Origin of the sequence: Planococcus sp. 107-1 (assembly GCF_021513255.1) — a bacterium.
In the GTDB taxonomy this organism is placed as follows: domain Bacteria; phylum Bacillota; class Bacilli; order Bacillales_A; family Planococcaceae; genus Planococcus.
The window spans coordinates 226,365-250,459 of sequence record NZ_CP090977.1 but is presented as its reverse complement, the minus strand read 5'-3'; the positions used below and the strand labels follow the sequence as shown (position 1 = coordinate 250,459).

Sequence of the window (24,095 nt, the reverse complement as noted above, 5' to 3'; positions counted from 1 at the left end):
ACACATATTTAAACGCATAAGGACTTGTTTACGGGCAGAAATTCTACTACGCTTAGGGAAGATAGCTTACGATAGGAAGGGCGAGAAATGTTGCGAAATAGATTACTGACCTTACTCATATTGCTTTTCATTTTATTGCTTGCCGGCTGCGGCAAAGGCATTGAAGATCCATTGGAATGGAAAATAGAAGATTTTAATTTCACCAATCAAGACAATGAGGAAATGGGACTTGCCGATTTAAAAGGCGAAGTTTGGCTGGCCGATTTCATTTTCACGAATTGCACGACTGTCTGCCTGCCAATGACAGCGAATATGGTGGACTTGCAAAATCAGTTTAAAGAACAAGGACTCGATGTCCAGATTGTTTCTTTCAGCGTCGACCCAACTGTCGACAGTCCAGAAATTTTGAAATCCTATGCGGAAAACTACGGAGCGGATTTTGCTTCGTGGAATCTGTTAACCGGCTATTCACCGGAGAAGATTGATGCTTTCGCCATGGAGAATTTCAAGACGATTGCCCGCAAACCGGCAAACGATGACCAAGTGTTGCATGGCACATCCTTTTTCCTTGTCGACAAAAACGGTGTCATCATGAAAGACTATAATGGCGTCAATCCGCCCGTTGAAGAAATAATAGCGGATGCAGAAATTTTGCTTGCGGAGGAATAAAAGATGAATAAAAAAAGAATCAGTATGCTGATCGGCTTGATAGCTGCGGCCACCTTACTCGTGTTTTTCTTTTTGCCGCGTGAGAATTCGCCATCGCCAAGCACACGCGTCATCCTTGAACATACGCACCACACGTACATTGCGCCGTCATGCTTCGACGAGGCGGATGCTACGAACTTCCTTGAAGATTCGACATTGGAAAAGGCGGAAGAACTTCAATATCCGCCCCACTCCACATGCACAGAAGAATCCTTCAAAGGAAATAACGACAGCCCTTTCATCAGCTTGCTTAAAGAGCTTGGCATCAAAGAAAAAGACTCGATGGATTGGTGATTAGAAAAGCGGAAACAGCCGCTTAGGTTCGACAGGCATAAGACGAGCTGGCGAAGCGGCGTTCTTTGCCGCACAGCTAGCTTGGCTTATGACCCGAGAACCTGGCTGTTGAAGTCTGGACTCTGAAAAGCGGAGCCGCCTTGCAAGCCGCGACAAGCGCTGGAAGTCTTATCGGAAATGGCGCCTTTTGCCATTGCAGATAAGACTGAAGCGACCTCGAGCGGCTAGGCGGCGGAGCTGGACACTGAAAAGCGGAAACAGCCGCTCAGGTTCGACAGGCAACTAATAAAAAAGCAGCGACAGAGTAAAAATGCCCTGTCGCTGCTTTTTATATTCCTCCGATGCGTTTAACACATACGGGTGCTTTAGTTTCCACTATTTCCCCAGTAAGCTCGGGCATCCCGTTCTTCCCGATTTTCAGCACAGCTAAATTATGCGATCGCTCGTTGGCTGCTATCATCCATTGTCCGCCGGAGATCAGCTCGAAATGCCTTGGACCTTCTCCGCCGCTTGGCGAAAATCCTCTCAACTCTATTCTACCCTCTTGTCCGATAGCGAATACAGCTAAACTGTCATGGCCTCTATTCGAAGCATATAAATGATGGCCATCTTCAGAAACCCTGACTTCTGCACTTGTGTTCTCGCCATCGAATTCGTCCGGCAGCAAGGATATATGCTGCACTGGTTTTAAATTTTCTTCACTGTCCAGTTCATAGACAGTTAATGAGGAAGCAAGTTCTTCTAATGAATAAACGCATCGCAGCGACGGATGGAAAGTTAAATGGCGGGGGCCGGAACCGGCAGGCGCTTGTATCGAATGCCTAAGTTCCAGCTTTCCTGTTTTTTGGTCCAGCCTGTAAATGTAAAGCGTATCTGTCCCCAAATCCGAGACGATAAATTGATCACTTTGCGGCAGTTGAAAAACAGAATGCGGATGGGGAGCATCCTGCCTTTTTAAGTTTGTCCCTTTGCCTTTGTGTTTGACAGAATCGGTCCGATTGCCAATTGAGCCATCTTCAAGTAAGGGATACACATTTACGTTGCCGCCAGAATAATTGGCCGCGAGCAGCCATTTGCCTGAATGATCGATGCACACATGGGCCGGATGATCGCCATTGGCTGGCTGCCGATTGATTTCTTTTAACATGGGCGGCTTGCCAGCAAATTCGTATGCGACTAAATCGCCGTCTCCCACTTCACTTGTTGCAGCAAAGCTTTTCCCGTTTGGATGGATAGCTAAAAAAGAAGGGCGATCAATACCGAAAGTGCCCGCAATTTCAGTTAAGCTGCCAGATTGATGATTAAATTCCCAAAGCTTGATGCCTTGCTCCTCAGCGTTTGAATAAGATCCGGTCACTAAATATGTATGGTTCATTTTCTTCCTCCCTGCTTTTATAGAATTTCCGTGAGTTTTTCAAGTGTGTGGTGTAAAGTAAGCTTTGAGAACAAATTGCTCGTACAATTATTTTAGAAAAGAGTGGTCGCCAATGAGAAAGTTCGGATTATCCATCCGCGAAAAAAGCATTGTCTGCATCGGTTTTATGGGTGTTGGAAAAACGACTGTCGGAAAATTGCTCGCAAAAAAATTGTATCGGGGCTTTGTGGACATTGATGCAGAAATCGAAAAAGAATTCAGCATGCCCATCCCCCTTATTTTCGAGAAGTTCGGTGAAAAAACCTTCCGGAAAAAAGAAAAAGAGCTGATTCATTTTTACAGCCAACAGCCTCTTTATGTTATTTCAGTTGGCGGCGGAGCATTTTTGCAGCAAGAAATCCGTGAAATCTGTTTAGCGGATTGCATCGTGTTGTTTTTAGACATCAGCTGGGATTCTTGGAAAGAACGCATCCACATCCTCTCAGACAACCGGCCACTCCTTCAAGATCGATCCATAGAAGACATCCAGAAACTTTTTGTCGAAAGGCAGGCCATTTATTCGCTGAACCATTCGAAATTTCAAGTGGACCATTTTGATGCCGAAGAAGCAGCAGACTATTTGGCTGATGCGCTGAAGCTGTCTTGGGAGATTCATGCTCCGCAGCCTGGCTGAAAATCCGCGGGAATATAAAAGATAAAGCAAAAGGAATGGCGGCCATCAATCTGGCGCCATCCCTTTTTTATGTTAACGATACTGAGCTTTTACTAAATCATACAGATTGGCTTCTTTTAAATAAGATTCCGGTGCGAGGAAGGTGACGGTTACGACTCCAGGATGGCGGCCGATTTCAATCGAACCGGTTATGGTCGCCCGGTTCATTATTTCCGGCACCTCCACATGGAACATCGCAGCTGCCCGTTCCAATGCATTGTCTGTAGCTGCATTCAAAGTCGGCCCAGTCCCAATGAATGAAAGTGGCAATGATTCTTCCAGCTGCGGGACATTCCACTTCTCGGCAATCCGTTGAGCAGATAATCGCTCTTCTGCGGTAAAAGGTTTAGCCGTATACGGCAAATCTTCCACATTCGGCAAAAGAATCGGACCGACATTATTCAATCCCTTCAGCAAATGGACTTCCAAATGGACAATTCCCGCTACATCAGACGTATGCCCTGCGATCTCGCCGTCGCCTTGCATCGCATGCATGTCTCCAAGATAAACCCGCCGCCCGGCACTTTCACTGGGCAAATCAATACCGAGCCCGCTCTGACGCGGCTAATATCCATATGGCCATCTGTCCGATGCGTATCCAGCTCTTCTTGGGTGCTGACATATTCGTGAGGTGCATCGATTAAAAACGACCCAAAATCGCCGGCATTGTGGGAGTCTGGGATTGGCCGTGACGGTGTCGTCCCAAGCTGCCCTAAAAATGGACGCATCCGTGCAATGGTCCCGACCAAATCGTGCGGCGCAAAAGTGACAATCGGATTTTGGACAGAAGCATCAGGCGTTTTCATATACGCCTGCCCATCCTGGGCAATCATTTCTGCAGCTTCCTGGTTCAGCGTTATGCCGACATCGCCTTTTTCGCTAAAGAACATCGTGTAGCCATTCGTAAACACAAAAGGGGTGACGTCTGCATCACAATTAGCACAGCGGATCGCTTCGCTTCCGGTGCCTTTAATCACTGTATCCGGATACAAAGTTCCACATCCTGGACATTTCACGGCAATAAACGGATCTCCCAGAAAACGCCCTTCAACAGGACTGTCATTTCCAGAAGACGTGGCAAGCGAGGTCACTTCAATGGATTTTATCTTGATGACAATGGCATCCCCCGGTTCTGCGCCTTCCACAAAAACCGGTTTTGTCACTTCATGCCCGCCTCGGATGCAAGGTGTGATCATCGGACCCCAGCAGCCAGGTGCTGTGTGGGCAATGATATGTCCTCCGCTTTTTACAGGGCCCAGCATTTCCAGGTTGGGATCTAGTACTCCGTTGATGTATTGATTGACCATTACAGTTTCCGATGCTTCTCTGCTCAACTTAACCCCTCTTTCCGTTTGATTATTCTGTCATTTTGAGTATACGGTAAATTTCAAAAGCTTACAATTTCACCGCTCTGACTGCTTTTCCTTAATTGGACACATTGCTTTACATTGATTCCATTTTCTTTTTTCATGAGCTAGATTAAGTTAGGTAGAATCCAAGCTATCGATTATAATGAAAAAGGGATTGAAGTACATCACCCATCCACTTAAGAAATAACCCATGAGCCTACGGTCTTTCATACAAGTTTGGAGGATTTTTTATCCGCCGCTCTTGAAAACGTTTCCATATGCATAGGAGGAAAAACAGTGAGTTTAACAAGAGATTTTTTTATTGCCTTGTCCAAAAACCAAGTGTTGAATAGCGGAGCTAAAAAATGGGGTCTTAAATTAGGAGCCGGCAAAGTTGTAGCTGGAACTGATATCGATAGCATGATGAAATCCGTTAAAGAGTTAAATGCTGAAGGCATCGGCGCTACCATTGATAATTTAGGTGAATTTGTTTTTAACCGCGAAGAAGCGCTTGATGCAAAAATGCAAATCCTTGAAACGATAGAAGCGATCCAAAAACATGGCGTCGCTGCCCATATGTCTGTCAAACTGACCCAAGTCGGCTTGGATGTCGACCACAAGTTCTGTTTGGAAAATATGAAAGAAATTGTAGCTGCCGCCGCTGACTATGCTATCTTCATCAATATCGATATGGAAGACTATAGCCATCTTCAGCCAACGCTTGATATTCTTCATGAATTGTTGAAAGACTACGATAACGTTGGGACCGTGATCCAATCTTACTTATTCCGGTCTGAAAAAGATTTGGAATCCCTCCAACATGTCCGCTTGCGTCTAGTCAAAGGAGCTTATAAAGAGATTTCTGAAGTGTCTTATCAAAGCAAACAAGATATCGACAATAATTATTTGAAATTGATCAAGATCCGGCTCCAGCAAGATGTGTTTACGTCTATCGCGACGCACGACCATGTCATCATCCATGAAGTGAAGAAATTCGTAAAAGAAAACAAAATCCCACGCGACCGTTTTGAATTCCAAATGCTTTACGGATTCCGGTCCGAACTGCAGAAAGAATTGGCGCAAGAAGGCTATGCTTTCACGACATACGTTCCTTTCGGCCAAGACTGGTACGGCTATTATATGCGCCGGTTAGCTGAACGTCCGCAAAACATCAATTTGGCTTTAAAGAGCTTGATCTCCAAATAAAAAAAGCGCTTTGGATTTTTCCAAAGCGCTTTTTTCATTGTCATTTATTCCCTTTCACGAACCTTAATCAGGATCAAGTCATTCATCAATCCGCTTCGGTATTGTTCATACCGTTTTGGGAGCATCAGCGATTCGCCAAGGCTTTCCGGAGATTCGTCAATAGCGAAACCAGGAGGATCCGTCGCAATTTCAAATAACAAATCGCCATACTCCCGGAAGTAAATCGCATTGAAATAGCTGCGGTCTTGTACAGGCGTCACGCCAAGCCCGTAAGCTTCAATTTCATTTTTCCAATCCAATTGGTCCGCATCGTCCATCGCACGCCAAGCAATGTGGTGAACCGTACCGACGCCCATTTGGCCGGTTCCTGAAGAAGTGGTTTTCACGTCAATCATATTGCCGATTTCCGCGGTTGAGCGAAAACGAATAAATTCGCCTTCTTCTCCGACTTTTTCAAATCCAAGCACCTGTTCAAGCAATTCAGCTGTCTTTTCCGCTCGTGAAGTGAAAAGCGTCGCACCTGCAAATCCTTTTATCGCAGCTTCCCGTTTCACTCCATTAAAACTCCAGCTATTCAACTCACCCATGCTTCTCTCGACAATCTCCAAATGGAGGCCGTGCGGATCATCAAAGCGCAGTGAACTTTCTCCAAACCGGCTCGCTTTTTCATAATCAACCTGATAATGGGCTAACCGTTCTTCCCAGAAGCCAAGCGCTCCCGCAGGCACCGCGTAGGAAGTTATACCAACTTGGCCGTCACCGATTCTTCCTTTATAAGCGTTGTCCCAAGGGAAAAACGTTATGATGGTTCCCGGATCTCCGCCTTCATTGCCAAAATAAAGGTGGTAAGTTCCCGGATCGTCAAAGTTGATTGTTTTCTTTACTAGCCTTAGTCCTAAAACACTTGCATAAAAGTCCACATTTTCCTGTGGGTTTCCGACAATCGCTGTAATGTGATGGATTCCTGCCGTTCGTTTCACCATGCTATCATTCTCCTTCAACTCTTTTCTCCATTCTATCGTACCATTTTGGCTTTACTCGCTATTCTCTTTTTGCTTGGCCAACTTTTCTTTTTCAAGCTCTTTCTGCTCTTCTAATTTTTGCTTTTCCTCTTCCGTTTCCTTTTCTATTTGTTCCTTCTGCTGCTCTTTTAGCTCTTCAATATGCTCCATCTCTTCCTGGTACTGCTCTTCAACCTCGGTAGTAGATGGAATGAAAGGCTCTTCGTTATAATCCGTTCTTCTGCCGTAGCGCAGCATTTCATAAATGATCAATCCATTATTGGGTTTGCCATTCGCCGTTTTCATCGGCACAATATCAAAAAGAACATAATAAAAAGCATAGAAAACAAAACGATCCCAAAAAGTTCTGTATTCTTCGAGCAGGCCGTTAGCAAGCATCGCGTTTATCGCAAATGCAACGGCCATATTGATTAAAATAGGCCCGGCATAGATAAAGGTGTAGGCAATCTTCCCTTTTGAGCGCAAATCGTCATAAGAATACCAACTGTATAAATGGTAGTACTTCCGGATATCGAACATCCAAATCTTAACGATGCGTGGGCCGGAACCGATTGTCAGCCTCGGATTTTTCACGCCAAAAATGGCACTGACCAGCAAATAACCGGTTTCTCTAATGAAAATCACAACGGGCAGAATAATAAATGCAGAAATAATTAATGATAACAAATCAGCCAATCCAAACACGTTCATCACATCCCGTCAAAATCGCTCAACTACTAAGATACCCTTATGAGAATCGAGCCAATCCTTTTTCAAAATGAAACTTTTTTGTTATATTTGTCACATTGGTACAATATTCACTGTCTTTTTCTAAGGGCAGGACCTTAAGATAGAAATTAGCGGTAAGAGAAAGAAACTTGCGGGGAGATGGATGTAAAGTGGAGAAAAAAGAGCTGTTTTACGGAAAACGGAGATGGTTGATTCCATTCTTTTTAATTGGGCTTATGCTGTCTATTTTCATAGGCGATCAAATTGCCACCTCTTCCGATGCATCTGCTTCTAAAAAGGTCGCAAGCTTCTCAGCTTATGCTCCGCCGCCCAATTTCTTTGAGATTCAGGAAAATGTAGAAGTCGTAAAAAACTTGAGATACAGTGACACGAAAGATGCTATTTTAGATATTTATTATCCTAAAAATCAATCCGAAAACATGCCCGTTGTGCTATGGATCCACGGTGGAGGCTATATCGGCGGTTCCAAAGACAGCCGGCAAGACTATGCGATGACTTTAGCTGACGGGGGCTATGTCGTAGCCAATATCAACTATGCTTTAGCACCCGAACAGAAATACCCTGGACCGATTTTCCAGGCAAACGAAGCGATTGAATTTTTGATGGCGAATGCGGCGCAATACGGCGGCGACATGGAGCGGCTTTTTATCGGCGGGGATTCAGCTGGAGCGCAAATTTCCAGCCAAGTTGCTGCGGTCATTTCAAATGCCGAGTTGGCAGCAGCAATGAATATTCTTCCTGCTGCAAATGCCGAGCAATTGAAAGGTGCTGTCCTGTTTTGTGGCTTATATGATATGGATACGGTGCGTGCCACCCAGTTCCCGAATCTCGAAAACTTTTTGGCTGCCTATACCGGAACTGAAGTTTTCGAGTCGTTTGAACGCATCGATGAGCTATCGACGGTTAACCACATCACAGAAGCTTATCCGCCCGTGTTTATGACGGTCGGTGATGCCGATCCTTTCGTCAGTCAATCCGAAGAACTGAAAGAACAGCTGCTTCATCAAAATGTCCCAGTGGAAAGCCTCTTTTTTGAAGGCAGCAATAAGCAATTGAAGCACGAATATCAATATGCCCTAGATACCGAAGAAGCTCAAGAGGCTTTGAAAAGAACCTTGAATTTTTTATTCGTCAATAGCCATTAAAAAACGGGCTCTGCATAAAGCAGGCCCGTTTTTGTGTGTTCAGTTAATTATTATGGGCTGCATTTTTCGCGACAGCTACCGAAACATTTTCTTTTTTCGCTTCTCTTGCCTTCGATTTCGAAGGCAGCATATTGAAGAGGATATTCAGGACGATGGCTGTGACACTTCCGGCTACAATTCCATTGCTTGTCAGAATCTGCATGCTTGAAGGCAATTGCGCAAAAATCTCGGGAACTACCGTTACGCCGAGGCCAAGGCCGACCGAGCAAGCAATGATCATCGAGTTTTCAGGAGTAGCCGAAATGACTTTGCTAAGCATTTTGATTCCTTGCGAGATCACCATGCCAAACATGGCAATCATCGCTCCGCCTAGAACTGCTGTTGGAATAATCGTCGTAGCAGCCGCCACTTTCGGCAAGAAGCCAAGTGTAATCAACATCAATCCAGTAATCAAGATGATTTTCCGTGATTTCACGCCAGACATTTGAATCAGGCCGACGTTTTGCGAAAATGTCGTGTAAGGGAATGAGTTGAAAATCCCGCCAAGGATGATCGCCAACCCTTCTGCACGGTATCCTTTAGCTAAATCTTTTTCAGTTAATTTCTTTTCAGTGATGTCGCTCAAAGCAAAGTAAGTGCCAGTAGATTCCACTAATGATACCATGGCCACTAAAGTCATTGTCAGAATGGCGGACCACTCAAAAGTCGGAGCGCCGAAATAGAACGGCTCCACCATGTGGAAATACGACGCTTCTGAAATAGCTGCAAAATCAACGATTCCCATGAAGATTGCTGCAATTGTTCCTGCCGCAATCCCGAGCAAAATAGAAATGGCTTTTAAGAAGCCGGTAGCAAATTTATAAATCAGCACGATGAGCAATAAAGTTCCGAATGACAAAGCGATATTTTGAAGAGAGCCGAAATCGCTCGCTCCTTGGCCGCCGCCCATATTGTTGATGGCCACGGGGATTAACGTGATTCCGATGATGGTTACAACCGACCCTGTTACTACTGGCGGGAAGAACCGAACCAGGCTTCCGAAAAATCCGCTGATCAATACAACGATAAGCCCTGAAACCAAGATCGATCCATAAATGGCAGATATGCCGTATTCGCCTCCAATGGCAATCATAGGACCGACTGCTGTAAACGTACAGCCAAGAACGACGGGCAACCCGATTCCGAAAAAGCGATTATTGACGATTTGCAGGATAGTCGCGACTCCGCAAAGCAGAATGTCGATTGCGACGAGATACGTGAGTTGTTCTGAAGAAAGTCCAAGGGCGTCTCCTACGATCAAAGGCACTAAAATTGCGCCTGCATACATCGCGAGCAAATGCTGGAATCCTAACGCTGCTGCACCTAAAGACTTTTTCATTTAACAAGCTCCTCCTCAAGAAACGCCACTTTGCCGCTTTCCAGCGACGAGACAATTGCTAACGATTCTACGCGAATTCCACGTCCGCGCAGTAGATTTCCGCCTGTTTGGAACCCTTTTTCGATAACAATGCCAATACCCGATAGAGCGGCATTCGCCTGTTCAACGATATCCACTAAGCCGAGCGCTGCCTGGCCGTTCGCCAAGAAATCGTCCATGACCAGCACCACATCTTCACTGCTGATAAAAGCTTTAGAAACCGAGATATCGTTTGTTTCATTTTTAGTAAACGAATGGACACTTGCCGTATAGAGGTCATCCACCAATGTCAGCGACTTGCGTTTACGGGCGAATACGACCGGAACCCCTAACACTAGCCCTGCCATAACAGCCGGTGCAATCCCGGAAGATTCGATGGTTAGGATTTTTGTGACCCCTTCATCTGCAAACCGGGAAGCAAACTCTTCTCCAATTGCCTGCATCAATGCCGGATCGATTTGATGATTTAAAAACGAATCCACTTTGAGTACGGACTCCGATAACACTTTGCCTTCTGCTAAAATTTTCTCCTGTAACTGTTTCATGCTGTCAGCACTCCTTTCGTCACGCCAGAAGGCATAAAAAATAGCCCTCAGAACGCGCATCCATTCATACCATGAGTGGAGCAATGTCCTTCGAGCTAAAAATTCGAAAGGAAATAGAAAAGAAACATGCCCTTCTTGCAAAAGGCACTTTCCCAACATTTCGTTGCTTCTCATAGTCAGTTCGTTTACGGCAAACTGGTAGAAACTCGCGGACCTTATTTCCGCTATTATATGAGTGAATATTATTAGAATGGTCTTATTATAGCACGCTAAACCGCCATTTCAAGATATACGAAAATAAAAGAGAATTCGAATAATTCACTGGATCGAAACTCTTACGGCTGCTTCCGGGGCCTCACGGAGTTGGCTAAACATATAAATGTTTTTCGAGTTCAGCGCGGATTTCTTCCGGAATTTTTTCGGATTTCTGCTCAGCAAGATTGTAGTTTACATAGGTTACGCTGTTTTTTGCGCAAACTTTGCCGTCCTGATAAAGCTCTTCGTACAGCTCTAAACTGGAATTGCCGATTTTCTTCACCCAGACACGCACTTCCACATCTGTGCCAAAATAAACCTGTTTAACGAATTCCAAGGTTGTTTTGACGATCACCATTTTCCACTTGGCAAAATCGTGGTCTGGTGTAAACAGGCTGAATAACGGATTCCTGGCTGCTTCGAACCAGACAGGCAAAGTCGTATTATTGATGTGGCCGACGCCATCGGTTTCGGAAACTCGTGGCGATAATGTGGTTTGATACATTAACTTTAATCCCCCTCCGCGAATAAATTCTCTTTTCATCTTATCACCTTGAAAGGTTTTGCCATACAAAAACCGGAAGGGGCCAACCACCCCTTCCGGTTCTCATTTTAGTCTTCGATGTTGATGTACAATTTGCCGGCAGCCGCTTTTCGTGTTTCGTTCTTAAAGCTGTCGACCACTTTCGCTTCAATCATTGCTCCATTGGCAGTGGTGCCATAAGGAACAGTCCAATAACCCACATAATGCCCATCGCCTTGCTCCATCATCGGCAATTCAGTTGCATTTGACACATTGGTCAATGGCATATGAATCGTGAAGCTGGCTTTTAAGCCTGGCGCTGAATCAAATTCGATTTTCACGCTTCTGCCCGTGGTCAAGTGAACGTCTTCTGAAGGCGTCAAGTTTTCAATGGCAGGAGCGGTAAATTGAGCGGTAACTGTCACAGTTTCTGAAACTTCATTGCCTGCAGCATCGACCGCTTTTACTTCAATTACATTAGTGCCGTTATCCAGCAAAATGCGTTTGGAGAATTTGCCGTCTACAATAGCTGCCGCTTGTCCGTTGACTGTTACTGCTTCCAAGTGCTCATCAGCAATCGTTCCTTCTACAGTCACCGTTTCACGATTTGTTTTTTCACCATCCACTGGATTAGTAATCGTAAGATCCGGCGCTTCCGTATCCAACACAACGGTTACAGGAGAAGATTCACCTGTTTCCTGCCCATCGAGCGTTGAAACAGCGACCAGTTCATTGCTGCCTTCTTCCAATTCAATTGGCAATTCGAATGTTCCGTCAGCGGCTGTTTCCACTGTTCCGGCTTCTTCGCCATTATTCTCCAATTCAATAATCGTCGTAGGAGAAGCTTTTCCTTCCACTACTGCGTTCGCTTCATTTGTAACCTGCCCATCTTTAGGGGATGTGATGACCGGTGCGTTCACTTCATAGCTGACGCGTGCCCGGATCATATAATTCCCTTCTTCTGCCGGAACCGGTGACCAAGCTCCAGAGACATGCTGATAACTTCTCTTCGCATTTTCACCAGTTTCATCTGTCGCAAGCCCAGGAGAGTTCGGGTTCGCAACTGTCTGGCGATAAACCATATAGAAGTCGCCTTCAACCACGATATTGTATTCCGCCAAGTCGACAACTGTCCACTCCCCGTTGCGCAAAGCTTCTCCATCAATCGGACCTGCCAGCATTTTGCCTGGTGTGCCCTCTGCACCCGAAGCATCCCATACTTCTACAGCAAATTCTGTACCGCCCGGGCTCGGCCATTCCGTATCCCAGAAGCGGAATACGCCGTCCGTGACAATACCGGATTCCTTGCCTTCAGGAAGCGACATTTTCACAGCCCATGCGTTTCCTGCTGCGTTATACGCACGTGCGTTTTCTGCGCTGCCGTCATCGTAGCCGATTTCTCCGCCCGGATACGTATAGAATGGCTCAAGTGCCAAGCTGACTTCCACTGCCTCAGCACCGATTGTTACAGGAACTTCTTTGCTGTAATAGCCTCTTGCCACCACTTTCAACGTATATTCACCTTCATACGCGCTCAATGAATAACTGCCATCTTCCGCAGTTTCGACAGGGGAGATATTGGCGTCTTCCACCAGAAGAACCGTCGCCCCTTCAATTCCTTCACCTGTCGCTTCATCGGTGATCGTCCCGCTTACTGTATTTTGCGAAACTTCTTCCAGCGTAAAGTTTGCTTGCGTTGTTGCATCCGCTTCAATCGTTACCGCTTTCTCTTCCGATTGATAACCGTATGCTTCCGCTTTTACAGTATAATCACCCGGTGTATGCGTTAAGGTATATGTTCCATCCGCAGGGTTCGAGTAAACCGAGCGCCCGGATTCCAATACTCTCACTTGTGCACCAAGCGGCAATAAAGTCGGATTGGCTGGAACTTCTACCGACGGCAATTCTTCTTTAGCCGGAATGATTGGATGGATCTTCGCTGGATCAATCGGGTTCTTCACGGATTCTTTATCCTTGTCTTTCACAAGACCCAATCCGATTCCTCTATTCACTGCACCTTTTGCATTTGCTTTGCCATTTCCTTTATTCGCTGAATGTCCTTTTGCATTTTTCCCTTTCGAAACTTTTCCAGTTTCTGAAACATCAGCTAATGCCACGTCATCGATATACCAGCCGTCTTTGACGACACTGCCATCTGAATAGGTATTGAATGCCAGATAAATGCGCTGTCCGCTATAGTCGCGCAGATCGACTTCTGCATCCGCCCATTCTCCAGTCTCGCCTTGGAAGGTCTGCAATTGCGTCCATTCTCGCTGATCGGAAGAAACGAATACATGGCCATAATCCCAAGCAGTCCCAGACGCTGATTGTTCGAAACTGTGCCAATGCTTGAACTGCAAATACGCTTGGCCTTCCGGCAAATCTACCGGCGGCAGTACAAGTGTTGCGTTCATATTGGAATCATAAGCCCCATCCAAATTAGTCGCATAGACATTCTCGCCTGATGCTGCATTTCCAGGACCTGAAGTCGGAACTCCCTGTTCCCAGCTATTCATTTCACCAAATGAAGTCCAGCCTGCTGCTGCATCTTCAAAATCTTCAAAGTACCCGATCGTGATTCCTGGTTTTACTTCGACCGTGTATTCTTCAGAAGAAACTTCATTATTGCCAAAATCATTGATGGTCCATTTGTAAATGAACGATTCACCTGAAACCGCTGTTCCCGGAACCACCGCTTTAAATGAACCGGATTTGAAATCTCCGGATGCGCGGGCGGCATCAAGTTGTTGCCAGTCACCGTTTTCATCCAAGTAATTCAACTTCACAGAAGAAATGCTGATATTGTCTTGTACCGAAACCGTTAACGGCAACTCCATTCCTTCATAAGTTTCTGCTGGTGCTGTGTGCTCGAAAGTCGGAGCTTCCACATCATCGCCTTGCTTCGAAACTTGCCCTTCCAATTTGCCGATGCCGTCCAAGATGGAACTGACTGCTTCATAGGCATCGACCAGTCCGTAGCCGTAACCGTGATTCGGCGATTCAGGATAGGTGCTGTCCGTCAGTGGTGTCGCAGTATCGAGAAGAATCTGCTCCATTTCATCCACAGTGAGACCTGCGTCCACTTGGCGAAGCAATGCTGCAGTCGCTGCCACTGCCGGCCCAGCCATCGATGTGCCATTCCAACCGCCTTCATAACCACTGCCCGGAACAGAAGAACGAATATTGACGCCCGGTGCAGAAACGTCTGGTTTGATTTCATCATATGGAGATGGTCCTCTTAATGAAAAATCAGCTACTTTATTGTTAATATCTGTTGCGCCTGTCGCAAATGATTCCGGGTAATTGGCTGGAGCTGCAACAGATGCTGGGCCGCCCGGGTTAAACAATGTCGTATTTCCTGCAGAGAATTCCGGGAAGATTTCAGCTGCGCGCCAGTTGACGACGACATCGCGGTACCATTCATCCAAACCAGGCCCGCCTCCCCATGAGTTATTCACAACATCCGGTGCTAGGTCCACACGGGTATTGCCTTCTGAATCGGTCGGAGCTAAAATCCATTCAGCTGCTTCCAACAAATCAGCATCTGTGCCTCCAGAAGCTGTAAATGCCCGGACCGCAATCCATTTAGCACCCGGGGCGACACCGATTTGGTTAGAGCCATCGGGTTCGCTTCCGACCATTGTTCCAGTTACATGCGTGCCGTGCCCTTGGTCGTCATAAGGGGCTGATTGGCCAGCCGTTGCATCAAACCAGTTAAAGTCATGGTTGGCTTCACCCGTTGCCGCATTGTATCCACGATACTTTTCTTTTAATGCCGGATGGTCCCACTGGACACCTGTATCAATGCTCGCAACAACCGTTCCGGCGCCGTCGATCCCAAGATCCCAAGTTTCTGGAGCTTTCACACGCTCGACACTCCACTCAACATTCGCAACAGTTGATTTAGGCGTTTCGGCATTCGGTGTTTTTGTTGTAAACAATTGGCGCGTTTCATTCGGCAATACTTTTTCGACTTCAGCAAAAGCCGCTACTTTTTCAGCTACTTCCTTGGTCGCTGTTACTGCCATGCCGTTGACTATATAATACGAATTGAGGTCTTCCGCATTTCCTTTTGCCACTTCTTTTTCAAGATACTCTTTGACATTCTGCTGCTCTTCAAGGGCCGTCGCTTTCAACTCAGAAACTACTGCAGAGCGCTGGGCGAGCTTTGATTTGGCAGAAGATAAAGCGGCTTTTTCTGCACTTTTTTTAATCGAGTCAGCTACTTCTTCTGTTTCTGCCTTTTCTTTAAATTTAATCAGAAACGTAACTTTTTCTTCGCCTTTGAAATTAGTCAATAGCCTGCTGCTCAACTTTTCTTTGGCAATTATATTGGAATCATTTACCGATTGGTGCAATTTGCTTGCCGTTTCCGCGCTTGCAGCACCTGGTGCCACAAGTGAAAACGCCATAAGTAAGGAAGCTGCTAAACTAAAAGCTTTAATAGGACCTTTTTTCTTACTCAATATTGTTCCTCCCTCCAAATTCACAACATCTTTTTCCTCTTACTTGCCTTTTGTCCCTTAGCCGATATAAGAAGACAAAAAAATACACCTGTCCCCCTTCCCCCAATATTTTTGGTGCCCAGCGTCTTGGTGTCATTTCTCTTGTCTAAGTTGTTGTTAACACTATACAAGAAAAAAATATGTAATATTATTGAATTTTTTGAATTGATAAACTATACCTAATAGCTCAATGCATGCCTAAAGAACCAAAATAGTGATTTGGAAATATAGAAATTAGTCTTATTCCATCTAGAATAAAGGATTCAAAGCAATTATCGATCTTATTCCCCCCACTTTCTAATCCCCCTAATTTTCTAAAATGAACCGATGCACCCACTTGAAAATTATTCCAGACTTTCACTTTTTTATGAATCTCAAATAAATAATATAATTCTTAGTAATCACACGTACATTCTGCCTATTTTAACCTGTTTGTCATTTTTGTAACTTTGCTGTAAATAAATAGCTCTATAATTTTCATTTCCTTAAAATTTGCAGTTTCTTATTTTCTTTTCTCCGTTATAACCAGCCGTGCTTTTCTCCGGACTTATTTTAAGTGTTTGGGTCTCCTCTTCTATCGTTATCATGACTATGAGTTTTAGTACCTATTCGACCAGAAAGGACTTATTGATTATAAAAGCGGTAGATTCAAAATTTACTGTTTGCTTTCGAACTTTGAAAACTTTATATTTAGAGAGGCGAAATATTAAAAAGACGAAATGAGTGGACGGCTATGAAGGCTTGGATCGACAATTGGAAGTTGAATTTCTCCTCCTATAACCGCAATATTAAATTCTTTATGCTGGCAAATGTTTTAATCCAAATCGGGTTAGGCGTTTTTATGGTGATGTATAACCTCTATATTAAAGAACTCGGCATGCCCGAAACCGTCAATGGCAAAGTAATTTCCATGACTGCAACAGCCTCAGCTCTTATGCTGATTCCGGCTGGCTTCTTGAGCGACCGGTTCGGAAGGAAATGGATCATCATTGCCGGTGCCGTTTTTGGGGCTATGACCCTTTTTTATCGCAGCTTTACGATTACAGAAACTCCCCTTGTCACAGCTGCTTTTCTCACTGGGCTTTTCATGGCCTTTGTACAAGTTTCAGGCGTCCCTTTTCTAGCGGAGAATTCCAAACCTTCGGAGCGTGTACAGATGTTCAGCATCTATTTTGCTTTGATGACTGTAGCAAATGTCGTCGGCAGTCTGCTTGGCGGCGTAATTTCAGATGTATTTCAAACCATCCTGGATATGGAAGCGGTATATGCCATCCGCTGGTCATTGCTTGCAGGGGCTTTCATTTACAGCTGCGGCTTGATTCCTTTGCTTTCTTTAAAAAGCCGGTCCACTGAAATTGAAGAAAAAGTTAGCCATGATCCGCTTGTACCTGCAAACGACATCAACCTTAAAAAGAATTTGATTGTCATTTTTCATTTTTCGTTTGCCAGCCTATTGATCGGACTCGGCTCGGGACTTGTCGTCCCCTACTTGAACCTCTACTTTTCCAATCGATTTGATGCTTCGAATACGTATATCGGCCTTATTTTATCGTTAGGCTCTGCGATGACGGCTGTAGCGATGTTGATCGGCCCTATGCTCGTCCGGAAAGTCGGCAAAGTGAAAGCTTTGATCATCTTCCAAGTACTGTCCATCCCGTTTCTGATTTTGACCGCTTATACGACTTCGCTGTTTCTTGCTGCCATCGGTTTTCTTTTGAGGCAAGCCTTGATGAATGCCGGCAACCCGATTCAAAGCGCGATTGCTATGGAGGTCGTCCATGATAAATACAAAGGTTTGGCGAACTCGCTAAACCAAGTGGTTTTCAATGTCGGCTGGGCCACCATGGGCCCGCTTGCTGCCGGACTTGTTGTCGCTTTCGGCTCCTACTGGGGCTACGCTTATGCGTTCACCATCACCGCTGGACTTTATATCGTCTCATCCATCTACTATTACTTTATCTTTGGAAAACGAAAACTTGCAGACGAATAAAAAAGGAGTCGTCCCAAAAGGTATTTGGGGCGACTCCTTTTACTTTATTTTTTCTTTTTTGAAGTGAGCCGTCCGAGCAAGAATGCACCAGCTGCAAGCCCAATTGCCGTATTCGTCCGCTTAGTGAATACTTGTTTTGCGACTAGATTCAAGTTCTGCGGGCGTTCAGCCAGTCTGCGCATGAAATAGCCGTACCAGTCATCGCCAAAAGGCACATACGTACAGAAATTATAGCCTTTATTCGCCAAATCCAATTGCATGTCTTTCCGGAAGCCATAAAGCATCTGGAATTCGAATTTCTCCAACGGAATGCCGTTTTCTTCTACAAACTGGATGACGTGGTTGATAATATGGTGATCGTGCGTCGCGATCGAAGTGAACTTGCCATGCAATAGATGGTATTCGATCAAAGCGATGAAATTCGCATCGATTTCTTCGCGCGTCTGGTAAGCGTATTCTTCCGGTTCTTTATAAGCGCCTTTAACAATTCTCAGACGAAGATCTTTCCGTTCTTTTATGTCATCTTCTGCTCTATAGAAATAAGATTGGATAACGGTTCCCACGTTATCGTATTCTTTTAATAATTCATCGATTAAGTCGTAGGAAGGCTGGACATGTCCATAATCTTCCATGTCGATATTAATATGCATATCGTATTTACTTGCCGCATCCACGATTTCCTTCAAATTCTCGTAGCAGAAATCATAGTCGATATCTAAACCGATCTGAGTAGGCTTTAAAGAAATATGTGCGTCTACCCCGTTCGCATGAATGCTTTCAATGACTTCCAAAATACTGTTCTTCGCTTTTAATGCTTCTTCTTTTTCAAAAACGAATTCTCCAAGATTATCAACTGTACAGCTGATTCCTTGAGCATTCAATTCACGGATACTTGCGATTGTCTCTTCAATATTTGTCCCGGCTACCACTGTTTGAGCGCCTAATTTAAGGCCGTATTTCTTTGCAGCAGCTGTCAAAAATTGATTTTGCGACAATCCGATAAACACATCTTTTAACATTTTCTTCCCTCCTGATACAATTCAACAAAAGCCTGTTTATCCAAATGAAAAATGGCTTTTCCCCTCAGATACAAGCATTTATATTGTAATCCTTTTTTTCTGAACCCGCACCATTATTTTAACTGGAATTAAAGATGATTGCTAAAAATCTCAAAATTCTATGAGCTTACTTTTCAAAAAAACTCCCCGAAGCCGAAAGCTTCCGAGGAGTTTGAATCAGTTATTGATATATTTTTCGAAAACGTCGCCAAAATCCTTGATATGGTACTGATTTCGCACAGAAGTCATCCACGTGAATCCAAAGTCTGTCAGTTTAGAGTATTGGACATCCATTGCCACGTCATTTGGACGAGAATTTTGAAGCACCGTTACCGCTTTGTTCAAACTTTCGTTTGCCATCGCCGTAACGATTTCATTTTCATGCGTAATTTCAGCAATGCGCAATAGGGATTTATACAAATCTTTCAAACGCTCGATTTGATCTTTTTGAACATCGATGCTGTAAGCGATCTGCCCTAATTTAAATTTAATTTCAATATCCAAATCGATTTTTCCGGCTGTTTCCATTACCACATCCGAAATGGAGTTTTGTGAATACGGGAATCTTTTCAACGTACGTTTTGAAGACATTGCACTTTCGCCATCCACGTGGATAAGCGCTAAGTTAGTAAAGCAATATTCGTCCGCTTTCGTCTTGATCAAGAAATAGATTTTTTCCTGGTCTTCGTGCATGACATAATCGTCTGCATCCGTTTTATCGTAGTCTTGTGGGTCAATGATTTTGCCGATATCAGATAAACCTAGAGCTTCTGAAGCCATTTTTTTGAACATTCGCCAGTTCCCCCTTTCAAGATGAATATCGTTCCCCTTTATTCTATCAAATAAGATCCGTTGCTACACCAAAATTTTGTCAGTTAAAAAAGCAGATAGCCAATCTTTAGCAGACTGGCTACCTCTCTCCATTATTTATTTAAATTCCAGACTGAATAGTTCAGTCCCAAAGCAAAGGCTACCCAAGCAATATATGGAATCATGAGAGATCCGGCCAGTTTATCCACGCCGAAAAATTCGTAAGTGGTCAATGTCAGAACGCCAAGTAAAGCTGTCATTTCGATTAAAGCCGTGCCGCGCATTCCCCATTTAAAAAACAGGAACGACCAGAGGAAATTGAGCCCTAATTGAAGATCATAAGGGGCCAAAGTGTTTTTGCGTTCTTCTTGATTGTCTGATTTTTCATCCACGCGATACTTCGCTAGCCCCATAGCTGCATACAATGTGGTCCAAACTGTCGGAAATACCCATGGCGGCGGTGAAAATGATGGTTTTTTCAAACGTTTATACTTCTCTTGCGTATTGCGATTGGCAATAGCTCCGATTATCGATCCTCCAACTACCGGAACCAGCACGTTAAACGCTAGTTTTTTGCCGTTGAATTGACCGTCCGCTTTTAAAACTTCCATTATTTCTCCTCCTTTTGAATCCTTTCTTCCCTACTCTTTCCTTTAAGAAAAGTTCATAAACAAAAAAACCATCCCCATATCCGCTTATACAGCAGATACGAAGATGATTTTGATTAATTTTAAGCAGCCAATTTCGCCAATTTATGGTTTCTTACACTTAAAACCGCCCAAAGCAGAAGATTGAAAGCCAGAACGAAACCACCAAGAATGGATACGCTTAAAATAAACGTTTCGCTGCCATAAGCGGATGACATCGATTCCCGGAAACCGAGTAGCGCATAGCTCATTGGAACAAAATCATGGGCTTTTTGGAAAAACGAATTGGTTAATTCGATTGGGAACGTGCCACCGCTTGCTCCAAGTTGAAGAACAAGAATGATCATGGCCACGAAACGCCCCGGATTTCCAAGAGCAATGCTCAAGAACATGATTAAGAACATATAAGCCAATGAAGTAATAATCGAAATGGCGATAAATTCGCCTACGTGATCCACTTGCAAATGGAAGCCGAAAATCATGATGGCATCCACAATCAAGGCTGCGGAAGTTGCTTGGACAAAACCAAGCAAAAATTTACTGAGCCACCAAGCAGCTCCGGAAGTAGGCTGGCTTGGACGTCCGTTGATCGGAAAGACTAAGTTGAAAGACAAAGCACCTACATAGAGTCCTAATGACAAAATATACGGGGCCATTGCGTGGCCGTAGTTAGGCACTTCACTTATTTTGCTCTCGGTAGCTGATGCCGGTGCCGCAATCATTTCGTAGTTGGCATCCGACAAATCAGTGCCGTTGATTTCTTGTGCTCCTTCCGCCAAACGATCAGCAAGTTCCGTTGAACCTGTTTCCAGCTTGGCAGCTCCGTCGCCCAATTCTCCTGCACCGCTTTCCAATGCTTGCGCTCCGTCGCCAATGTCCCCTGCTCCGCCGGCCAGTTCATTGACCCCATTAATGAGTGTCGGCACTCCGTTGTTCAGCGAAGAAATTCCAGAGGCTAAATCATCTGCTCCCGATTGAAGAGCAGCCGAATTTCCTGCAAGTTCATCGGCCCCTTGTTTTAGTTCGTTTGTTCCATCTGCCACTTTAGCGACGCCTTCCGTATAGGCAGCCGTTCCTTGCTGAAGCTGCGCTGAACCTTCTTTTAATGCTCCTGCACCTTCCACCAATCCGTTAGACCCGGCAGATAATGCGGAAACCCCTTGATTCAACGATTCGCTGCCTTTGGCCAAACTATCCACTGCTCCCGCCAGCTGCGGTAAACTGCTCGCCGCTTCATTGACTCCTGAAAGCAATTGTCCGCTTCCTGCGGCAACTTCATTGATGCCTGTTGTGAGCGATCCAGCTCCTGGAATCAATTTGCCATTTAGCGCTTGCTGAATGGTTTCATATCCGCCTAAAGCTTCGCTTGCAGCCGGGTTCACTTGAGCGATGGCACCAGACAAGCCAGCTGCTTGTTCCGGCAATGATCCAAGCGACTGGAACGCCGGTAAAATACTATTGTTCAAATCTGAATTGATCGCTGCCAAGTTTCCAGCTAATTTGTCGATAGACGCTTGCTGATTGGCTGACTGCGTTGCAGCACTTTGTTCGATGGCAGCAATCAATTCACTTTGCTGCTCCGGCGCCAATGCATTATAGGTGGATGTGTTTTTCACTGCTTCTGCTGCATTCGATGAGGATATCTGCAATTCATCCAATGCCTGCTTCGCTGCCGACAAGTTGGCTTGCAGCGAAGCTGCCCCATTGGCATCTCCTGCAGAAGCAACCGCTGCTAATTTCGCTGCATTTTCCCGGATGCTCGCAAGCCCTTGTTGAAGGCTATTGACTTGGTCTTGGCTCGGCAATCCTTGTTGAAGGGCTTTAAGACCTTCTTCTAAAGAAGAACTTCCCCGCTGCCAATTCATCAAGGCCATCATTCAACGCTCGCTGCCCATTTGCTAATTGCTGGATTCCTGAATCCGGCCCTGCCAGTTCAGCCGTTTTAGTTTGCAGTTCTTGAAGCCCTGCGTTTAGTTGGCCGCTGCCGTTTTCAGCATCTGCCAATCCACTATTCAATTGCTGTGCACCCGGAAGCAAGGTTCCAAGGCCGTCTGCTAAGGCCGCCGACCCTTCGACAAGTTCTGCCCCGCCTGCTGTAAGCTGGGAAGTCCCGTCAGCTAAACCGGCGATGCCGCTTTGCAATTGGCCGACTCCATCGGTATACGCAAATACTCCAGTTCGAAGCTGGCCGGCACCTTCATCCAATTGCGCAGCTCCCGCTGCAAACTGGCCAGCACCCACTTCCAGTTTTTCAGCACCTTGTTTGAAAGTTAACGTACCCGTTGCCAGTTCCCCTAGTTTTTCACTGAGCGCTGCATTTCCTTTATGGATTTCTGCAGCGCCGTCCGTAAGTTGCACTGCCCCATCTGCTGCTTCGTCCATACCATCTCCAATTGTCTGAATCTGGTCAAAAACCGCTTTTACATATTCTTTTGTGACACTTTCAGAAATTTGTTCCCGAATATCGGCTGTCGCTTGTTTGCTCACAGCTTCTATGAAAAAGCCGCGTCCAGGATTGGTTTCGTATTGAAGATTCATCGGTTTAGGCTGAACCCCCATCACCGTCGAAGCATTAAATGAAAAATCTTCCGGAATCGTCAAAACCATGAAGTATTTCCCTTCGTCCATTCCTTTTTCCGCTTCTTTTTTATCCGTAAAATGCCATTCAAGATCCTGGTTATCTTTTAAGTTATCTACGAGTTCATCGCCAACTGCAAGCTGCGTTCCTTCGTATTCTGCCGGCTGGTCCTGATTGACGACAGCTACCGGCAAACGATCTGTTTTGCCGTAAGGATCCCATGAAGCCCCAAGGAAAAATCCTCCGTAAATGATCGGAATGAACATCAATACAAACATCGTACCGATCAATAAAGGTTTAGAGAGCAGCTTCTTCCATTCCATTTTTAACGTATTCACTTGTCATCACCTTGTTCCCATGGCAATACATCGCTCAAAGACTCCTGGTTCCAGTTCAAAGTCGGTAAATTTTCCACTCCAAATCCTTCTTTCAATAAATCTCCTGCTGACACTTTCGAAAAATACTCGATCAGCAGATTGTCTCCTTGTGCGAATACATTCCGCAAAATATTTTGGCCGCGTTTAGCGTATTTTCCATCATGAAAAGCCAGACTGATCAAACCTGTGTCCGGATACATCTGGATCGGCCCTTCCATTGCTTCAATGATATCCAGCATACTGATGTCATCCACTGATTTGGCGAGAGAAACGCCGCCGTTATTTCCTGAAACCGACACAGCAATTCCTTGTACAACGAGCTTTCTCGTGATTTTTTTCATATAGGAAGGCGATACGCCCAGTCGTTTACTGATTTCATCCGAAGCTAATGGCGCGCTGCTTTCTTGCGTTGCGAGCAACACAATGATGCAAATCGCCTGTTCCACTTTTTTTGTTAGCTGCATACTTAACGCCCCTTTACTTCTACTTTCTTTATCCATTATGGATAAATTATATCCATAAAGTATTAAACCACTTTCTCATTCGGATTGCAAGACTTAGATTGCCCTCCGTCAATAAAAAATTCCCTTTGCTTCAACGGCAGTCGAAGCAAAGGGAATTCTAAATCTTAGCGATTAAAATATTTTTTTAAGTAGGCAATCACTTCAAGCCTGCAGCTTTCCGTTAGCGGCGAAGCCTTCGGATGGACAAGTTCACCATATAATAACTCGCCTAAAAAACGCACTTCATTTTGAAAATTTTGCTGAAGATTCCCATCGAAAACCGTTAATTGAATATAAATCGAATTTCCTTGTTCTACATAATCAATGAGTGAAATTTCATGTTTCAT

Annotated in this window: 20 protein-coding genes, 1 pseudogene and 1 riboswitch; of the genes and pseudogenes, 6 read left to right on the top strand and 15 right to left on the bottom strand. The window is 44.9% G+C overall.

From position 1 onward, the window contains the following. Window positions 1-87 precede the first annotated feature (87 nt). Both L0M13_RS01475 and L0M13_RS01470 read left to right on the top strand, forming a co-directional pair. A complete protein-coding gene (locus L0M13_RS01475) occupies window positions 88-669 on the top strand; it encodes an SCO family protein (RefSeq protein WP_235197994.1) in 582 nt (193 codons plus the stop codon). A gap of 3 nt (window positions 670-672) precedes the next feature. Beyond that, the gene (locus L0M13_RS01470) at window positions 673-1,002 is read left to right on the top strand and encodes a hypothetical protein (RefSeq protein ID WP_235197993.1); all 330 of its coding nucleotides are present in this window, start codon (window positions 673-675) and stop codon (window positions 1,000-1,002) included. Window positions 1,003-1,330: 328 nt separating this feature from the next. Here the strand turns inward: L0M13_RS01470 and L0M13_RS01465 are convergent, their stop codons facing one another. After that, window positions 1,331-2,377 carry a lactonase family protein gene (locus tag L0M13_RS01465; RefSeq protein ID WP_235197992.1) on the bottom strand — a complete coding sequence of 349 codons (1,047 nt, stop codon included), beginning with the start codon at window positions 2,375-2,377 and terminating at the stop codon, window positions 1,331-1,333. A gap of 112 nt (window positions 2,378-2,489) precedes the next feature. On the opposite strand from L0M13_RS01465, the gene L0M13_RS01460 reads away from it, so the two are divergent. After that, window positions 2,490-3,050 carry a shikimate kinase gene (locus L0M13_RS01460; protein WP_235197991.1) on the top strand — a complete coding sequence of 187 codons (561 nt, stop codon included), beginning with the start codon at window positions 2,490-2,492 and terminating at the stop codon, window positions 3,048-3,050. A gap of 72 nt (window positions 3,051-3,122) precedes the next feature. On the opposite strand, the pseudogene L0M13_RS01455 reads toward L0M13_RS01460, so the two are convergent. Beyond that, window positions 3,123-4,285: pseudogene (locus tag L0M13_RS01455) on the bottom strand (acetamidase/formamidase family protein). Between the two features lie 450 nt (window positions 4,286-4,735). On the opposite strand from L0M13_RS01455, the gene L0M13_RS01450 reads away from it, so the two are divergent. Further along, the gene (locus L0M13_RS01450) at window positions 4,736-5,644 is read left to right on the top strand and encodes a proline dehydrogenase family protein (protein WP_235197990.1); all 909 of its coding nucleotides are present in this window, start codon (window positions 4,736-4,738) and stop codon (window positions 5,642-5,644) included. A 44-nt stretch (window positions 5,645-5,688) separates the two neighbouring features. On the opposite strand, the gene L0M13_RS01445 is transcribed toward L0M13_RS01450, so the two are convergent. Together L0M13_RS01445 and L0M13_RS01440 are read right to left on the bottom strand one after the other, a co-directional pair. Beyond that, window positions 5,689-6,627: a ring-cleaving dioxygenase gene (locus L0M13_RS01445; RefSeq protein WP_235197989.1), complete on the bottom strand. Its 939-nt coding sequence runs from the start codon at window positions 6,625-6,627 to the stop codon at window positions 5,689-5,691. 51 nt (window positions 6,628-6,678) lie between these two features. Beyond that, on the bottom strand, window positions 6,679-7,350 hold the full coding sequence (locus L0M13_RS01440) for a hypothetical protein (RefSeq protein WP_235197988.1): 672 nt from the start codon (window positions 7,348-7,350) through the stop codon (window positions 6,679-6,681). 194 nt (window positions 7,351-7,544) lie between these two features. On the opposite strand from L0M13_RS01440, the gene L0M13_RS01435 reads away from it, so the two are divergent. Next, complete coding sequence (locus L0M13_RS01435) at window positions 7,545-8,540, top strand: alpha/beta hydrolase (RefSeq protein WP_235197987.1); 996 nt, start codon at window positions 7,545-7,547, stop codon at window positions 8,538-8,540. A gap of 43 nt (window positions 8,541-8,583) precedes the next feature. Here the strand turns inward: L0M13_RS01435 and L0M13_RS01430 are convergent, their stop codons facing one another. From L0M13_RS01430 to L0M13_RS01415, 4 genes are all read right to left on the bottom strand, one after another. Next, window positions 8,584-9,918 (bottom strand): nucleobase:cation symporter-2 family protein, encoded by a 1,335-nt coding sequence (locus L0M13_RS01430; RefSeq protein ID WP_235197986.1) that lies wholly within the window; start codon window positions 9,916-9,918, stop codon window positions 8,584-8,586. Then, complete coding sequence (locus L0M13_RS01425; RefSeq protein WP_235197985.1) at window positions 9,915-10,502, bottom strand: xanthine phosphoribosyltransferase; 588 nt, start codon at window positions 10,500-10,502, stop codon at window positions 9,915-9,917. The genes L0M13_RS01430 and L0M13_RS01425 overlap by 4 nt, the downstream gene beginning before the upstream one ends. A gap of 153 nt (window positions 10,503-10,655) precedes the next feature. Then, window positions 10,656-10,757: riboswitch (purine riboswitch) on the bottom strand. A gap of 112 nt (window positions 10,758-10,869) precedes the next feature. Continuing rightward, window positions 10,870-11,262 carry an acyl-CoA thioesterase gene (locus L0M13_RS01420; protein WP_235197984.1) on the bottom strand — a complete coding sequence of 131 codons (393 nt, stop codon included), beginning with the start codon at window positions 11,260-11,262 and terminating at the stop codon, window positions 10,870-10,872. A 107-nt stretch (window positions 11,263-11,369) separates the two neighbouring features. Then, a complete protein-coding gene (locus L0M13_RS01415) occupies window positions 11,370-15,749 on the bottom strand; it encodes a S8 family serine peptidase (RefSeq protein WP_397443532.1) in 4,380 nt (1,459 codons plus the stop codon). Window positions 15,750-16,518: 769 nt separating this feature from the next. Between L0M13_RS01415 and L0M13_RS01410 the strand changes: the two genes are divergently transcribed. Further along, on the top strand, window positions 16,519-17,775 hold the full coding sequence (locus tag L0M13_RS01410) for an MFS transporter (RefSeq protein ID WP_235197983.1): 1,257 nt from the start codon (window positions 16,519-16,521) through the stop codon (window positions 17,773-17,775). A 44-nt stretch (window positions 17,776-17,819) separates the two neighbouring features. Here the strand turns inward: L0M13_RS01410 and L0M13_RS01405 are convergent, their stop codons facing one another. The 7 genes from L0M13_RS01405 to L0M13_RS01375 all read right to left on the bottom strand — a co-directional run bounded on the left by L0M13_RS01405 (window position 17,820) and on the right by L0M13_RS01375 (window position 24,095). After that, entirely contained in the window at window positions 17,820-18,794 is a 975-nt protein-coding gene (locus tag L0M13_RS01405; RefSeq protein WP_235197982.1) for a proline dehydrogenase family protein, read from the bottom strand. 216 nt (window positions 18,795-19,010) lie between these two features. Beyond that, on the bottom strand, window positions 19,011-19,625 hold the full coding sequence (locus L0M13_RS01400) for a PH domain-containing protein (RefSeq protein ID WP_235197981.1): 615 nt from the start codon (window positions 19,623-19,625) through the stop codon (window positions 19,011-19,013). A 131-nt stretch (window positions 19,626-19,756) separates the two neighbouring features. Further along, on the bottom strand, window positions 19,757-20,254 hold the full coding sequence (locus tag L0M13_RS01395) for a TspO/MBR family protein (RefSeq protein WP_235197980.1): 498 nt from the start codon (window positions 20,252-20,254) through the stop codon (window positions 19,757-19,759). 119 nt (window positions 20,255-20,373) lie between these two features. Then, window positions 20,374-22,155: a YhgE/Pip family protein gene (locus tag L0M13_RS01390; protein ID WP_235197979.1), complete on the bottom strand. Its 1,782-nt coding sequence runs from the start codon at window positions 22,153-22,155 to the stop codon at window positions 20,374-20,376. Then, window positions 22,112-23,206 (bottom strand): YhgE/Pip domain-containing protein, encoded by a 1,095-nt coding sequence (locus L0M13_RS01385; RefSeq protein WP_235197978.1) that lies wholly within the window; start codon window positions 23,204-23,206, stop codon window positions 22,112-22,114. The genes L0M13_RS01390 and L0M13_RS01385 overlap by 44 nt, the downstream gene beginning before the upstream one ends. After that, entirely contained in the window at window positions 23,203-23,709 is a 507-nt protein-coding gene (locus L0M13_RS01380) for an RrF2 family transcriptional regulator (protein ID WP_235197977.1), read from the bottom strand. Before L0M13_RS01380 ends, L0M13_RS01385 begins: the two co-directional genes overlap by 4 nt. 164 nt (window positions 23,710-23,873) lie before the next feature. After that, complete coding sequence (locus L0M13_RS01375; protein WP_235197976.1) at window positions 23,874-24,095, bottom strand: hypothetical protein; 222 nt, start codon at window positions 24,093-24,095, stop codon at window positions 23,874-23,876.

Excerpts from the sequence above, each read along its gene's own strand:
- L0M13_RS01395 (WP_235197980.1), bottom strand. The coding sequence starts at position 20,254 with ATGGAAGTTTTAAAAGCGGACGGTCAATTCAACGGCAAAAAACTAGCG.
- L0M13_RS01465 (WP_235197992.1), bottom strand. The coding sequence starts at position 2,377 with ATGAACCATACATATTTAGTGACCGGATCTTATTCAAACGCTGAGGAG.
- L0M13_RS01470 (WP_235197993.1), top strand. The coding sequence starts at position 673 with ATGAATAAAAAAAGAATCAGTATGCTGATCGGCTTGATAGCTGCGGCC.
- L0M13_RS01410 (WP_235197983.1), top strand. The coding sequence starts at position 16,519 with ATGAAGGCTTGGATCGACAATTGGAAGTTGAATTTCTCCTCCTATAAC.
- L0M13_RS01375 (WP_235197976.1), bottom strand. The coding sequence starts at position 24,095 with ATGAAACATGAAATTTCACTCATTGATTATGTAGAACAAGGAAATTCG.
- L0M13_RS01405 (WP_235197982.1), bottom strand. The coding sequence starts at position 18,794 with ATGTTAAAAGATGTGTTTATCGGATTGTCGCAAAATCAATTTTTGACA.
- L0M13_RS01390 (WP_235197979.1), bottom strand. The coding sequence starts at position 22,155 with ATGAATTGGCAGCGGGGAAGTTCTTCTTTAGAAGAAGGTCTTAAAGCC.
- L0M13_RS01400 (WP_235197981.1), bottom strand. The coding sequence starts at position 19,625 with ATGTTCAAAAAAATGGCTTCAGAAGCTCTAGGTTTATCTGATATCGGC.
- L0M13_RS01420 (WP_235197984.1), bottom strand. The coding sequence starts at position 11,262 with ATGTATCAAACCACATTATCGCCACGAGTTTCCGAAACCGATGGCGTC.
- L0M13_RS01445 (WP_235197989.1), bottom strand. The coding sequence starts at position 6,627 with ATGGTGAAACGAACGGCAGGAATCCATCACATTACAGCGATTGTCGGA.
- L0M13_RS01460 (WP_235197991.1), top strand. The coding sequence starts at position 2,490 with ATGAGAAAGTTCGGATTATCCATCCGCGAAAAAAGCATTGTCTGCATC.
- L0M13_RS01475 (WP_235197994.1), top strand. The coding sequence starts at position 88 with ATGTTGCGAAATAGATTACTGACCTTACTCATATTGCTTTTCATTTTA.
- L0M13_RS01430 (WP_235197986.1), bottom strand. The coding sequence starts at position 9,918 with ATGAAAAAGTCTTTAGGTGCAGCAGCGTTAGGATTCCAGCATTTGCTC.
- L0M13_RS01380 (WP_235197977.1), bottom strand. The coding sequence starts at position 23,709 with ATGCAGCTAACAAAAAAAGTGGAACAGGCGATTTGCATCATTGTGTTG.
- L0M13_RS01425 (WP_235197985.1), bottom strand. The coding sequence starts at position 10,502 with ATGAAACAGTTACAGGAGAAAATTTTAGCAGAAGGCAAAGTGTTATCG.